Below are 13682 nucleotides of genomic sequence, written 5' to 3'. Positions count from 1 at the left end.
GTGGCGTATCGGAGGGTCCTGACGAGAGGTCAGTTGCTCTTGGGATCGAGGGCGTCACGCAGCCCGTCGCCGAGCAGGTTGAAGGCGAGAACCGTGAGGAAGATCGCCATACCGGGGACCACCATGTACTGGGGGTCCACCTGGTAGTACTTGATCGCGTCGTTGAGCATCCCGCCCCAGGAGGACTGCGGGGCCTGGATGCCGACGCCGAGGAAGCTCAGGCCGGCCTCGAAGAGGATGTTGGTCGGGATCAGCAGGGTCGAGTAGACCAGGATCGGACCGACCAGGTTGGGCAGCAGCTCCTTGAACAGGATGAACGGCCCGCGGGCGCCCAGGCTGCGGGCGGCGTAGACGAACTCGCGCTCGCGCAGCGAGAGGGTCTGGCCGCGCACGATCCGGCCCATGTAGGGCCAGTTGAAGAAGCCGATCACGAAGATCAGCACCATGATGTGCAGCGGGAGGCCGTGCAGGCCGAAGGCGCCGCCCTGCAGCGAGGCGGAGATCGCGATGGCGAAGAGCAGCAGCGGGAAGGCGAGGAACACGTCCATCACCCGGCTGATCAGGTTGTCCACCCAGCCGCCGTAGTAGCCGGCCATCACGCCGAGCACGGTGCCGATGGTGTTGGAGAGCAGGGTCGCCCCGAAGGCGACGAGCAGCGAGACCCAGGAGCCCTCGATGACGCGGGCGAGCAGGTCGCGGCCCTGCAGCGGGTCGACGCCGAGCGGGTGGTCCATGCTCATGCCGCCCCAGTCCCCGAACGGCAGGCCGCCGAGGTTGGCGTCCAGGAGGTCCTGGTTGAGCGCGTCGGGGTCCATGCCGAAGACCGACTCGATCGGCTTGGCCAGCACGGCGAGCAGGATCAGCAGGATCACCACGATGCCGCCGGCGACGGCGGCCTTGTCCCGCTTGAAACGGGTCCAGGCGATCTGGCCGAGCGAGCGGCCCTCGATCTTCTTGGCCGGGCTCGCGGCGGCGTCTGCCTCCGGTGCGTTTCCGGCGGTCTTGATGGGTGCGGTCATGGTCAGTTCGGTCCCCTCGCCGACGGTGGCCGGCCCACGGGTGCCGGTCGCCGGGATCGGCGGGACGGCTGGTGCGGACGTGCGGAGGTGCGGACGTACGGAGGTACAGGGCGGTGTTCGCAGCGGTACGACGTGCGGTACTGCGTGCTCGGGTACTGCCGCCACGCGGGATGGGCATCGCGTGGATCAAGCTGTCCGCCTGCGCGTTCGCCTTTGTGGGGCGCCAACCACGCGCGGTGCGTTTGCAGAACTCTCTGCCATCCGAACTGGCTTGCGCCAGCCCTGACAACCGACAGATGCCCAACTGTGATCTGTCGACATGCACCTCTGGATCTTCGGCATACCGCTCTTCACACAGCTGTAACAGCCATGTCAAGATGTCTGCCAGCACGAACGGGAACTTCGTCCGGAAAACGCCGAAACCGGTCCGACGGATCGTCAAACCGGTTTCTTTGCTTGGTCTTTACCGCGTCGCTCGGCCTTTGCCGCGCCGCTCGGCCGCTACCGCGTCAGCGGGTGGGGTAGCCGGGCCAGGGCTGCTGCGGCGGCGGCTGGCCCTGCCAGCCCGGGGCGGGCGGCTGGGTGCCGTAGCCGTACCCCGGCCCCGCCTGCGAGGCGTACGGCGGCGGGGGCACCGGCGGGTACGCCGTGGCCGGCGGCCGGCCCTGGGCACCCGCCTCGCGGTCGTAGAACGGCCGTGCGTTGGCCCGCATCCAGAGCGCCACCGGGTCGTACTCGTCGCCCATCGCCACCGTGGAGACGGCCAGGCCCTCCGGCGCGACCGCGATCGCCCGCTGCATCAACGCCCGGACGGCCTCCACCGTGGGCGGCGAACTCTCGTACAGCTCAAGGCCGATGGCCAGGTACGGTTCGCCTACGGAGGGCTGCACCCAGGCCCGGCGGAGCGCCTTGACCGCCCGCACCTCGCCCGCCTGGTGCTCCAGCAGTGCGAAGAACTGCTGGGCGGGCACCTGCGGTTCACTCAGCTTCAGCGGCCCGGCCGGCAGCCGGTCCAGGCCGGCCGCGATCCGCCGCAGGTCCGCCCAGGGCACGCCGACCCCGCCGCCGGGGGCGTGCGGGTTGAGCCAGAGGCCCCAGCGGGTCCGGTAGAGCGAGGCGGCGATCTCGCGCCCCGAGATCACCTCGTGCGCCCGCGCCCAGCCGGACGCCGCCAGCTGCTCGGGCGAGGTGACCGCCGGCGCGTAGCCGTGGCCGCTGATCTCCATGTTCCCGTACTGGGCGTCCGGGCTTCCCGGCGTCCCGTGCCAGAGCAGCATCAGCACCTGGCCGTCGGCCAGGGCGTGCAGCAGCGCCTCGTACGCCTCCCAGCGCTCCGGCGCGACCTCGCGCAGGGCGTGTTCCAGCGCTCTCGGATCCGCGCCGGGGCGCCCGGCGGGTGCCTGGCCCCAGGGCCCCGGTACACCGCCCGCTACCGCTCCCGCACTCATGCGCCCACCTCGCTGCGCCTCTTCTTTCCCTCACCTGCCGCCGGCCCGACGGGTGTCTGCACGCACCCTATGGGGCGCCACCGACCACCGCCACGCCGACGTGCCTGCCTTGGGCCCCTCCTACCCGTTCGCGGGCCGCCCGACGGCGGGCGGGGAGGGGCACGTCGCTTCCGCGCCGGGTCACATCCGTGTGTAGAACGGCTGGACCTTGTCGAGCAACCACTCGACCACGGGGTCCTCCGCGAGGTCGAGCAGTACGAGGTGGACGCCGCCGGGCAGCGGCGCGGTTCCCAGCGCCCGGCCCAGCGCCTCGTTCACGGCGGCCGGGTCGGCCGGGGCCAGCCGGTCCAGCTGGACGCCGACGAACATCACGGTGGGCTCGCCCTCGACGCTGGCCAGCGCCCGCCGGGCGGTGAGCACCCCGGGCAGCGCCGACAGTTCGCCGCGGCAGGCGGCCAGGAAGGCCTCCGGGTCCTCGCCCGGCACCGGCTCGCGCAGCGCCACCCGGCCGCCGGACGGCGCCTGCGCGGCCTCCCAGCGGTCCTCCCGCGGCCCGCGCCGCAGCTCGGCCACACCCTGCGGCGGCACCGGGATGCCGACCGCCGCCTCCGGGTTCACCGCGATGCCCACGCCCAGCGGCAGCCCGCGGGCGAACTCCCAGACCGGCGCGATCGCGAACGGCATCCCCGGCGCCTGCTGGAGGAACACCTCCTGCGAGGAGAAGACCGGCACGTACGGCTCCCCGCCCAGCTCCACGGTCGGCAGGTTCAGCGCCTGGCCCTGCGGGTCGGCCCCGGCCGGCAGCGGGATCCACACCTGGCTGCGGGCGAGCACCTCGAACACCCGCGGCGTGGCGCCCGGATCGCCGAGCGCGGCGGTGAGCACCTGCTCCAGCTCGTTGGCAGGCCATCCGCCGCCGGGCGGCACCGAGTCCGGACCGCCCCACCCCTGCTGCTGCTCCACCGGGTACCCCATGCGCCCCTTGTACCGCCTCACTGGCTCGTCGACGCGTGCAGCCTAGCGGGCCGCCCGGGGCCCCTCTCCCGCACGGGCGCCGGACGTGCCATGATGTCCGCGGCTCCGCGTTCTCGCCGGGCCGCCCCCTAACTCCATACCGGCCGCTCGAACCCGCGCGGGAGAGTCCGGAGTGCCGCCGACGGCGGCAGGACCGGCGCCGAAGGAGCAAGTCCTCCCCGGAATCTCTCAGGCACCCCTACCGCACGGATTAGGCACATCTGGAAAGCGGCGCACGGCCCGGTCGCGCGCCCACCCACGGTGCAAGCCGCCATGCTGTCCTGTTAGCTGTAAAGAGCTGCGGGCCCGCGTGCGGTGAAGCTCTCAGGTACGACGACAGATGGGGAGACCCAGCCGCCGCATGCCCGCGCGCAGGTCAGGTCCCTCTCCGAGCGGGACCGGTCCGGCGTGCGCACCCCTGAGTGCCCAGACCGAGGAGTTCCAGGCCATGTCGTCCCTCCGCCTCACCGCGCTCGACGCGCTGCACCGCAGCCTCGGCGCCACCATGACCGACTTCGCGGGCTGGGACATGCCGCTGCGTTACGGGAGCGAGCGCGAGGAGCACCTCGCCGTCCGCACCAAGGCCGGTCTCTTCGACCTCTCCCACATGGGCGAGATCACCGTCACCGGCCCGCAGGCCGGCGAGATGCTGGACCACGCGCTGGTCGGCTTCGTCTCCGCGCTCGGCGTGCTGCGCGCCCGCTACACCATGATCTGCGCCGAGGACGGCGGCATCCTGGACGACCTGATCGTCTACCGCCTGCGCGAGGACGCCTTCCTGGTCGTCGCCAACGCCTCCAACGCCCAGCTGGTGCTGGACGAGCTGATCGCCCGGGCCAAGGGCTACGACGCCGTCGTCACCGACGACCGCGACACCTACGCGCTGATCGCCGTCCAGGGCCCCGAGGCCACCGCGATCCTCACCGCCACCACCGAGGCCGACCTGCCCGGCCTGAAGTACTACGCGATCCTCCCGGCCCAGGTCGCCGGCCGCGACGTGCTGCTCGCCCGCACCGGCTACACCGGCGAGGACGGCTTCGAGATCTTCTGCAACCCCGGCGACGCCGAGCAGATCTGGCAGGCGCTGACCGAGGCCGGCGCCGACCGCGGCCTCGTCCCCTGCGGCCTCTCCTGCCGCGACACGCTGCGCCTGGAAGCCGGCATGCCGCTGTACGGGCACGAGCTCTCCACCGACCTGACCCCGTTCGACGCCGGTCTCGGCCGCGTCGTCCGCTTCGACAAGACCACCAACGAGGGTGCGTTCGTCGGCCGCAAGGCGCTGGAGAAGGCCGCCGCCGAGGCCGAGGCCAACCCGCCGCGGGTGCTGGTCGGCCTGGTCTCCGAGGGCAAGCGCGTGCCGCGCGCCGAGTACACGGTGGTCTCCGCCGACGGCGCCCCGATCGGCCGGATCACCTCCGGCGCGCCCTCCCCCACCCTGGGCAAGCCGATCGCGATCGCCTACGTGGACGCGGCGCACGCCGCCCCCGGCACCACCGTCGCGGTGGACGTCCGCGGCAAGCACGAGCCGGTCCAGGTCGTGGCGCTGCCCTTCTACAAGCGCGCCCGCTGACCCCTCCCCGCCGCTTCCCCCCTCCGCTTCCCCCGCCGAGGCGTGCCCGGCCGCCGGGCCGCTTCGTCGTACCCGCTTCCCATCCTGGAGAATGACGCCATGAGCAACCCCACGCACCTGCAGTACACCAAGGAGCACGAGTGGCTGACCGCCGCCGAGGACGGTGTCTCCACGGTCGGCATCACCGCCCACGCGGCCGACGCCCTCGGTGACATCGTCTACGTGCAGCTGCCCGAGGTCGGCGAGACCGTGACCGCGGGTGAGACCTGTGGCGAGCTGGAGTCCACCAAGTCGGTCAGCGACCTGTACTCGCCGGTCACCGGTGAGATCACCGAGGTCAACCAGGACGTCCTGGACGACAACTCCCTGGTCAACAGCGCCCCGTTCGAGGGCGGCTGGCTGTTCAAGGTGCGTGTCGAGTCGACCGACGAGCTGCTGAGCGCCGCCGAGTACGACGCCCTCACCAACCCGGCCTGAGCCACCCGCCGGGGCGGCCGCAGCGCTGCGGCCGCCCCGCCGCCGGCCGTCCCTCCCTCCCGTCGCCCGCCGCCACCCCCGCGGGGGCGCGCCACGCGCGGGACCTCCTTCTCTCCTCCCGGGAAGACCACACCATGACGGTTCTCAACCAGTCCCTGCACTCGCTCGACCCCGAGATCGCCGCCGCGGTCGACGCCGAGCTGCACCGCCAGCAGACCACCCTGGAAATGATCGCCTCCGAGAACTTCGCCCCGGTGGCGGTCATGGAGGCCCAGGGCTCGGTGCTGACCAACAAGTACGCCGAGGGTTACCCCGGCCGCCGCTACTACGGCGGCTGCGAGCACGTCGACGTGGTCGAGCAGATCGCGATCGACCGGATCAAGGCCCTGTTCGGCGCCGAGCACGCCAACGTCCAGCCGCACTCCGGCGCGCAGGCCAACGCCGCCGCGATGTTCGCGCTGATCCAGCCGGGCGACACCATCCTGGGCCTGTCCCTGGCCCACGGCGGTCACCTGACCCACGGCATGAAGATCAACTTCTCCGGCAAGCTCTACAACGTCGCCGCGTACCACGTGGACGACAAGACCGGCCAGGTCGACATGGCCGAGGTCGAGCGCCTCGCCAAGGAGCACCAGCCCAAGCTGATCATCGCCGGCTGGTCCGCCTACCCGCGCCAGCTGGACTTCGCCGCGTTCCGCCGCATCGCCGACGAGGTCGGCGCCCTGCTGATGGTCGACATGGCGCACTTCGCCGGCCTGGTCGCCGCGGGCCTGCACCCCAACCCGGTGCCGTACGCGGACGTGGTCACCACCACCACCCACAAGACCCTGGGCGGCCCGCGCGGCGGCGTCATCCTCTCCAAGGCCGAGTGGGCCAAGAAGATCAACTCCGCGGTCTTCCCCGGCCAGCAGGGCGGCCCGCTGGAGCACGTGATCGCGGGCAAGGCCGTCGCCTTCAAGGTCGCCGCGTCCGAGGAGTTCAAGGAGCGCCAGCAGCGCACCCTGGACGGCGCCCGGATCCTCGCCGAGCGCCTGCTCCAGGCCGACGTCGCCGAGGCCGGCGCCTCCGTGCTCTCCGGCGGCACCGACGTCCACCTGGTCCTGGTCGACCTGCGCAACAGCCAGCTCGACGGCCAGCAGGCCGAGGACCGCCTCCACGAGGTCGGCATCACGGTCAACCGCAACGCGATCCCGAACGACCCGCGCCCGCCGATGGTCACCTCCGGCCTGCGGATCGGCACCCCGGCCCTCGCCACCCGCGGCTTCCAGGCCGAGGACTTCCGCGAGGTCGCCGACATCATCGCCGAGGCGCTCAAGCCCGCCTTCGACGAGACCGTCGCCGCCGCGCTGAAGGCCCGGGTCACCGCCCTCGCCGAGAAGTACCCGCTCTACCCCAACCTGTAGTTCGGCCGTAGGTGACCGGCCTCACCCCGCCGGTCCACCTCGGATTCCGGGGCACCGCGCACACTGGACAGGGCGCGCGGTGCCCCGTTCCGTGCCGGTACCCCGCCTGCTCCACCTTCCACGAGACCAGACAAGGACGTCCTCCGTGGCCATCAGCGTCTTCGACCTCTTCTCCATCGGCATCGGCCCGTCGAGCTCCCACACCGTCGGCCCGATGCGCGCCGCCCGGATGTTCGCCCGCCGCCTGAAGTCCGAGGGCCTGCTGACCGACGTGGCGAGCGTGCGCGCCGAGCTGTTCGGCTCGCTCGGCGCCACCGGCCACGGCCACGGGACGCCCAAGGCCGTCCTGCTGGGCCTGGAGAACAACTCCCCGCGCACCGTCGACGTCGACCGGGCCGACGCCGACGTCGAGCGGATCACCGCCGAGAAGCGGCTGAACCTGCTCGGCGTCCACGCCATCGACTTCGACCCCGGCAGCCAGCTCGTGCTGCACCGGCGCCGCTCGCTGCCGTACCACGCCAACGGCATGACCCTCTGGGCCTACGCCGCCGACGGCTCGGCCCTGCTGGAGAAGACCTACTACTCGGTCGGCGGCGGGTTCGTCGTCGACGAGGACGCGATCGGCGCCGACCGGGTCAAGCCCGACGACACCGCGCTGAAGTACCCCTTCCGCACCGGCGAGGAGCTGCTGCGCCTCACCCGCGAGACCGGCCTGTCCATCTCCGGCCTGATGCTGGAGAACGAGAAGGCCTGGCGGACGGAGGAGGAGATCCGGGCCGGCCTGCTGGAGATCTGGCGGGTCATGCAGGAATGCGTCCGGGCCGGCATGTCCCGCGAGGGCATCCTCCCCGGCGGCCTCAAGGTCCGCCGGCGCGCCGCCTCGGGCGCCCGCGCCCTGCGCGCCGAGGGCATCGGTCCGGCCAACGCGATGGAGTGGGTCACCCTCTACGCGATGGCCGTCAACGAGGAGAACGCCTCCGGCCGCCGCGTCGTCACCGCCCCGACCAACGGTGCGGCCGGCATCATCCCCGCCGTCCTGCACTACTACCTGAACTTCATCCCGGGCGCGGACGAGGACGGCATCGTCCGCTTCCTCCTCGCCGCCGGAGCGATCGGCATGCTCTTCAAGGAGAACGCCTCCATCTCCGGCGCCGAGGTCGGCTGCCAGGGCGAGGTCGGCTCCGCCTGCTCGATGGCGGCCGGCGGTCTCGCGGAGGTCCTCGGCGGCAGCCCCGAGCAGGTCGAGAACGCCGCCGAGATCGGCATCGAGCACAACCTCGGCCTCACCTGCGACCCGGTCGGCGGCCTGGTCCAGATCCCCTGCATCGAGCGCAACGGCATGGCGTCCGTCAAGGCCGTCACCGCCGCCCGGATGGCCCTGCGCGGCGACGGCCGCCACCACGTATCCCTCGACAAGGCGATCAAGACCATGAAGGAGACCGGCGCCGACATGAAGATCAAGTACAAGGAGACGAGCCGCGGCGGCCTCGCCGTCAACGTCATCGAGTGCTGATCCCCCCCTCCGCCCACGCCCGGGCCCCCGGAACGCGACCGCTCCGGGGGCCCGGGCGTCGTTGCGGGGCCTCAGCCGGACGGGCGCAGCGTGATCGCCTGCACACCCGGCAGGTCGGCGAACGCGGCGGACGGATCGGCCGTCACCACGGTTCGCGCGGTGGCCACCGCCGTTGCCGCGATGATCAGATCGTGCGCGCCCCGGGGCTTGCCCTGTCGTCGGACGTACGCCATCAGCCTCGCGTGGATGCGGGCCGTGTCGGGCGTGTAGTCCTCCACCGGAGATTGTCTGAGACGGTCCACGGCGTCGACGGCCGGAGCCGAACCGCCGTGGCACCGATCACGCGCCCGTCCCGTGCCAGGTCCTCGCCCTAGCGCAGGATCTCCGCCGGGACGTCGGTGGCCCTGGTGAAGACGGAGAGCGGCTGCTGGTCGTCGCAGTAGTGGTTGCCGGTCGAGACGATGCCGATCACCACGCCGTTCGCGACCAGCGGCCCGCCCGAGTCGCCCTTGCAGACGCTGTCGGTCTTCCCCGGCTTGGGCGCGCCGCAGGCCTTGAGGGCCGGGGTGTCGCCGGGCCAGGTGTAGGGGTCGCAGTCGGCGAGCGGCGCGAGGGTGAGCGTCGCCTGCTTGAGACGCGCGCCCGGCCCGTCGGTGCCGGTGCGGCCGAAGCCGTAGACGGTGGCCGTGGCGCCGTACCGGTACAGCCCCTCGTCGCGCTGCCGCGCCACCCGGACCGTGCGGTGGGGAAGCGGCCGGTCCAGGGTGATGACGGCCGAGTCGTGCTGGAGGCCGTCGGTGTAGCGGGGGTCGAGCTTGTAGCTCTTCACGTGCCGCACCTGCCCGGCGGAGCTCGTCAGGTCGGTCCGGCCGGCGATCACCCGCAGCCCGGCCGGGTCGCCCGCCTCGGCGATGCAGTGGCCGGCGGTGAGCACCTTGGTGGGCGCGATCAGGGCCCCCGTGCACCACTGCTCGCCGGCCGGGGTCTCCAGCGCCACGACGAACGGGTTGGCCGCGGTGGTGGTGTCGGAACCGCCGTGCACGGCGGCGGCCGGCGAGGCGGCGGCGGCCACCAGACCGGCGGCGACCAGTGGGATGCTCATGTGGATTCGCTTCGGCTTGCGCATGCGGACGGACTCGCCTTCTCGGTTTCGGTTCTTCGATTCGGATGACTGTCGGGGGTTCCGGGGTCCCGGGGTCACCGGGGGCCCGGGGGTCACGGCCGGACGGCGTCGGCCGCGGTGGGCCGCCACGTGTCGACCGAGGGGCCGTGGACGAAGGCCTTGGCGTCGACGGTCACCGTGGCGCCGCCGTCGAACGTGACCATGAGCTTCAACGCGTTGGCGCCGCTTCCGGGTGCACCGGGCCGGACCAGCTCGACCGCCTCGTAGCCGGACTCCCCCGGCTTGAGGATGTTGGGCCCGCCGCCGAGACCGTCCGGGACGGCCGCCTTCGTCCCGCCGTCGAAGGTGACCAGCCCGATCAACCCGAGGTCGCACGGGCTCGTGGAGGCGTTGCGGGCGGTGAGCAGCAGCCGGCCCGCCGGGGCGGGGGTCGCGGTGACGGCGAGCTGCGCAGCGGTGCAGTACGGCGTCGGGCCGGGGGCGGGCGCGCCGGCGGGGGCCGCCGGGGCCGCGGGCTTGCCGGGCCGGGACGCCCCGCCCTGCGAGCCCGTGCCGGCGGGGGCCGCCGTCGGCCTTGCCACCGGCGCCTTCGTGGGTGCCGCGGCGGGGGCCTTCACGGGTGCCGCGGCGGGTGCCCCCGTCGGCGTCTCGGCGGGGGCACCCGCCGGCGCCGGGGAGGCCGCGGCGGCCGGGGCCACGGACGGCACGGCACTCGGCGCGGCGCTCGGCACCGCACTCGACACCGCGCTCGGCACCGCCGCGACGGCCTTCGGCGCCGGCGTGGCGGCGACCGGGCCGCCGGAGCACCCGGTGAGGGCGGCCGCGCCGAGCACGAGCAGTGCACCGGGGATCAGGATTCGCTTCACGGACATGGGTCTTCTCTCCTCCGCCGAGGGCGTGGTCGGTTCGGGCACCGCGCCGTCGGGGTCACGGGCTGCCGCTGACCGAACACTGGCTCCCGGTCCGTCCCGGCCGCCAGCCCTGCCGGGCAGTTCGGGACGCTGGAACGGCGACAGGTACCGTGAGCTGCGGATTCGGGGAAGCCTGGAACGCCGGACCGGAACGAGGGGGATGCCGACATGAGCGTGGAGACGGACGAGTTCGCGGCGATGCTGCGTGCGCTGAAGGACCGTTCGGGCCGCAGTTACGGAACGCTCGCGGCCCGGCTGCACGTCAGCACCTCCACGCTGCACCGCTACTGCAACGGCGCCGCCGTCCCGAACGAGTACGCGCCGGTGGAGCGGCTCGCGCGGGTCTGCGGGGCGGGCCCCGACGAGCTCGTCGAGCTGCACCGCCGCTGGATCCTCGCGGACGCGTCCCGCCGCAGGGAGCCGTCCACGCCGGCGGCGACACCCGTCACGGCACCGGCACCGACGGCCCCGTCGGCGGCTCCAGCACCGACTCCGGGACCGACGACTCCGGCGGCGGCTCCGGCACCGACGGCACCGACCCCTCCGGCGGCGCCCGAACCGGAGGGCGTGCCCGAGACCGAGCCCGTCGTCGGGCCGGAGCCCTCGCCCGTCGACGGCCCGGCCGGCCCGGAGCGGCCCCGTCGGCGGCCCAACGTCCGCGTCCTGCTGAGCGCGGCCGCCGTCGCCGCCGTGGCCGCCGCGGTGATCCCCGTGGTCGCCCTGAACACCGGCACCGGCACCCCGGTCGCGAGCCCCCCGCCGTCGGCCACCGGGCCCGTGCCCGCACTCACGCCGTCGCCGGCTCCCACCCCCACGGCCGCGGCCACCGCCCCGGCCGCGGAGGCCACCGCGTCCCCGTCCGCTCCCGCCCCATCGGCGACGTCGGCCACCTCGGCGACGCCCACCCCCTCGGCGACGTCGGCCCCCGAGGACGACAAGCCGCCCTTCCACGTCAGCGTCCTGACGGACAACTGGGGCAGCGTCTGCGGTCAGTGGTTCCTCAGCCCGAAGTCCCCGCGCTCCGTGCCCGCTCCCCCGGAGAACCAGCAGACGGACAGCTGGGCCGCCGCGCAGAACGCCCTCCCCGGCGGGCACCTGCGCCTGCAACTGACCGCACAGGGCTCCGAGGCCAAGCCGGTCGTCCTCCAGGCCCTGTACGTGCACGTGGTCGACGTGAAGCCGGCCCCGAAGTGGAACGCCTACATGATGGGCTCGGGCTGCGGCGGCGAGCTGACCCCGGCGGCCTTCGCCGTCGACCTCGACGCGTCGGCCCCTCGGCCGGTGCCCGTCCCGGCCATGGAGGGCAACGTCAAGGGCAGGACCACCAACTTCCCCTACACCGTCTCGGCCACCGACCCCCAGGTGCTGAACATCGACGCCGGCACCGTCTCCCAGGACGTCTCCTGGTACCTGGACGTGGCCTGGACCAGCGGCGACCGCCAGGGGAAGCTCCGGATCGGCGACCGCCAGGACAAGCCCTTCCGCACCGCCGCCCTGAAGGGCGCCCCGGCCTACTTCTACAAGGACGACCACGCCGGCTGGTCCCCCACCACCATCACCGACCGGTGATCCGGGCGGTCGGCCCGGCGGACGACGGAAGGCCGGCACCCCTCCCCGGGGTGCCGGCCTTCCTTGGGCTGGGGCTCAGGCGACCAGCTCCGCCTCCTCCGCCCCGGCCTCCGCGGCCTCGGGCTTCTTGTCCCGCATCACCAGGGCGGCCAGGACGGCCGCGGCCAGGATGCTGACCGCGCTGATGGTGAAGGTGGTGGACATCGAGGAGGTGAAGGCCTCCCGGGCGGCGTGGACGAGACCCGCGTCGCCGTTGGCGGCGGCCAGCGCGTCGCCGATGGAGCGCTTGGCCTGCTCGGACGAGCCGGCGGGCATCTCGTGGGCGAAGCGGCTGGAGAGCAGCGAGCCGAGGATGGCGATGCCGAGCGCGGTGCCGGCCTGCTGGATGGTGTCGTTGAGGGCGGAGCCGACGCCGGCCCGCTCGGCGGGGATGGTGCCCATCAGGGCGCCGACGGCGGCCGGCATCGCGAGGCCGGCGCCGAGGCCGAGCAGACCGAGGGCGACGGCCGGGAGGGCGAAGCCGCTGTCGGCGGAGACGGTGGTGAGCAGGCCGAACGAGCTGGCCATGACCAGCATGCCGGCCAGGATCAGGAGCCGGTGGCCGGTCTTCGCGGCGAGCCCGGCACCGGCGCCGTTGCCGATCAGCGCGGCGACGGCGAGCGGGACGAACGCGAGGCCGGCCTTGACGGGCGAGTAGCCGAGGACGAACTGCAGGTACTGGGTGAGGACGAGCAGCAGACCGCCGTTGCCGATCTGGACCAGGGTGAGGGAAAGCGAGCCGCCGCTGAAGTTGCGGTGCTTGAAGAGGACGAGCGGGACCATCGGGGACTCGGTGACGTTCTCCCAGATCACGAACCCGCCGAGGGCGACCACGGCCACGGCCAGGGTGATCAGCGACCTGCCCTCGAAGGCGCCGTGCTGCGGGATCTCGATGATCCACCAGACCAGTGCGGTCATGCCGGCGGCGGAGAGGACCGCGCCCAGCGGGTCGGCCTTCTGCCACGGGCCCTTGGACTCCGGCATCAGGGTGAGGGCGGCGAGCACGGCCAGGACGACGACCGGGACGTTGATGAAGAAGATCGAGTGCCACGAGAAGTGGTCGATCAGGACGCCGCCGAGCACCGGGCTGCCGACCAGGCCGAGCATCGACACCGACCCCCACGCCGCCATCGCCTTGCTGCGCTCGTCCTCCTCGAAGACGGTGATCAGGATCGAGAGGGTGGACGGCATGATCAGCGCGCCGCCGACGCCCATCGCGATCCGGGCGGCGACGACCTCGCCCGGGTTGGTGCAGAGGGTGGCGCCCAGTGAGGCGGCTCCGAAGAGCAGCAGGCCGATCACCATCACCTTCCGGCGGCCGAACCGGTCCCCGAGGCTGCCCGAGGTGAGCAGGAGTCCGGCGAACACCAGGATGTAGGAGTCGAGGATCCACTGGGTGTCCTGGGCGCTCGCCTTGATGTCCTCCGTCATGGACGGGACGGCGACGGTCAGCGCCATGCTGTCGATCACCAGGACCAGCGTGCTGAGGCAGAGCACGACGAGGATCCACCAACGACGTGGGTTGCGGGTTTCCATGGTTCTTCCTTCCGAGCTGCGCACGCTGTTCCTTCGTTGCGAACACTGTACGCACGGCGG

General features: G+C 73.0%; 12 protein-coding genes and 1 riboswitch. Of the genes, 5 read left to right on the top strand and 7 right to left on the bottom strand.

Annotation, left to right across the window (positions count from 1 at the left end; translation table 11 throughout):
- Positions 1 to 29 precede the first annotated feature (29 nt).
- The 3 genes from J5Y04_RS09140 to J5Y04_RS09130 all read right to left on the bottom strand — a co-directional run bounded on the left by J5Y04_RS09140 (position 30) and on the right by J5Y04_RS09130 (position 3442).
- Positions 30 to 1019, bottom strand: a complete 990-nt coding sequence (locus J5Y04_RS09140; protein ID WP_209411356.1) for an ABC transporter permease — start codon at positions 1017 to 1019, stop codon at positions 30 to 32.
- Between the two features lie 509 nt (positions 1020 to 1528).
- Entirely contained in the window at positions 1529 to 2467 is a 939-nt protein-coding gene (locus J5Y04_RS09135) for an enhanced serine sensitivity protein SseB C-terminal domain-containing protein (protein ID WP_209411355.1), read from the bottom strand.
- A gap of 180 nt (positions 2468 to 2647) precedes the next feature.
- A complete protein-coding gene (locus J5Y04_RS09130) occupies positions 2648 to 3442 on the bottom strand; it encodes an enhanced serine sensitivity protein SseB (protein ID WP_209411354.1) in 795 nt (264 codons plus the stop codon).
- A gap of 148 nt (positions 3443 to 3590) precedes the next feature.
- A riboswitch (glycine riboswitch) is annotated at positions 3591 to 3696 on the top strand.
- Between the two features lie 233 nt (positions 3697 to 3929).
- Between J5Y04_RS09130 and gcvT the strand changes: the two genes are divergently transcribed.
- From gcvT to J5Y04_RS09110, 4 genes are all read left to right on the top strand, one after another.
- Positions 3930 to 5051, top strand: coding sequence for a glycine cleavage system aminomethyltransferase GcvT (gene gcvT, locus J5Y04_RS09125; RefSeq protein ID WP_209411353.1), 1122 nt, complete (start codon positions 3930 to 3932; stop codon positions 5049 to 5051).
- 99 nt (positions 5052 to 5150) lie between these two features.
- Entirely contained in the window at positions 5151 to 5528 is a 378-nt protein-coding gene (gene gcvH / locus J5Y04_RS09120; protein ID WP_148642853.1) for a glycine cleavage system protein GcvH, read from the top strand.
- A 134-nt stretch (positions 5529 to 5662) separates the two neighbouring features.
- Entirely contained in the window at positions 5663 to 6931 is a 1269-nt protein-coding gene (gene glyA, locus J5Y04_RS09115) for a serine hydroxymethyltransferase (RefSeq protein ID WP_209411352.1), read from the top strand.
- A 145-nt stretch (positions 6932 to 7076) separates the two neighbouring features.
- Positions 7077 to 8444, top strand: a complete 1368-nt coding sequence (locus tag J5Y04_RS09110) for an L-serine ammonia-lyase (RefSeq protein ID WP_209411351.1) — start codon at positions 7077 to 7079, stop codon at positions 8442 to 8444.
- A 71-nt stretch (positions 8445 to 8515) separates the two neighbouring features.
- On the opposite strand, the gene J5Y04_RS09105 is transcribed toward J5Y04_RS09110, so the two are convergent.
- The 3 genes from J5Y04_RS09105 to J5Y04_RS09095 form a co-directional block, all read right to left on the bottom strand.
- Positions 8516 to 8722: a hypothetical protein gene (locus tag J5Y04_RS09105; RefSeq protein WP_245204477.1), complete on the bottom strand. Its 207-nt coding sequence runs from the start codon at positions 8720 to 8722 to the stop codon at positions 8516 to 8518.
- A gap of 92 nt (positions 8723 to 8814) precedes the next feature.
- Positions 8815 to 9546 carry a trypsin-like serine protease gene (locus J5Y04_RS09100; RefSeq protein WP_245204476.1) on the bottom strand — a complete coding sequence of 244 codons (732 nt, stop codon included), beginning with the start codon at positions 9544 to 9546 and terminating at the stop codon, positions 8815 to 8817.
- Between the two features lie 113 nt (positions 9547 to 9659).
- Positions 9660 to 10439, bottom strand: coding sequence for a hypothetical protein (locus J5Y04_RS09095; RefSeq protein WP_209411349.1), 780 nt, complete (start codon positions 10437 to 10439; stop codon positions 9660 to 9662).
- 207 nt (positions 10440 to 10646) lie between these two features.
- Between J5Y04_RS09095 and J5Y04_RS09090 the strand changes: the two genes are divergently transcribed.
- The gene (locus J5Y04_RS09090; RefSeq protein WP_209411348.1) at positions 10647 to 12047 is read left to right on the top strand and encodes a helix-turn-helix transcriptional regulator; all 1401 of its coding nucleotides are present in this window, start codon (positions 10647 to 10649) and stop codon (positions 12045 to 12047) included.
- A gap of 75 nt (positions 12048 to 12122) precedes the next feature.
- Here the strand turns inward: J5Y04_RS09090 and J5Y04_RS09085 are convergent, their stop codons facing one another.
- On the bottom strand, positions 12123 to 13622 hold the full coding sequence (locus tag J5Y04_RS09085) for an MFS transporter (protein ID WP_209411347.1): 1500 nt from the start codon (positions 13620 to 13622) through the stop codon (positions 12123 to 12125).
- Positions 13623 to 13682: the final 60 nt, after the last annotated feature.

This window comes from Kitasatospora sp. RG8 (genome assembly GCF_017813315.1).
Taxonomy (GTDB): Bacteria; Actinomycetota; Actinomycetes; order Streptomycetales; family Streptomycetaceae; genus Kitasatospora.
Note: the sequence above shows the minus strand (reverse complement) of the source record. Positions and strands in the feature narration are given on the sequence as shown.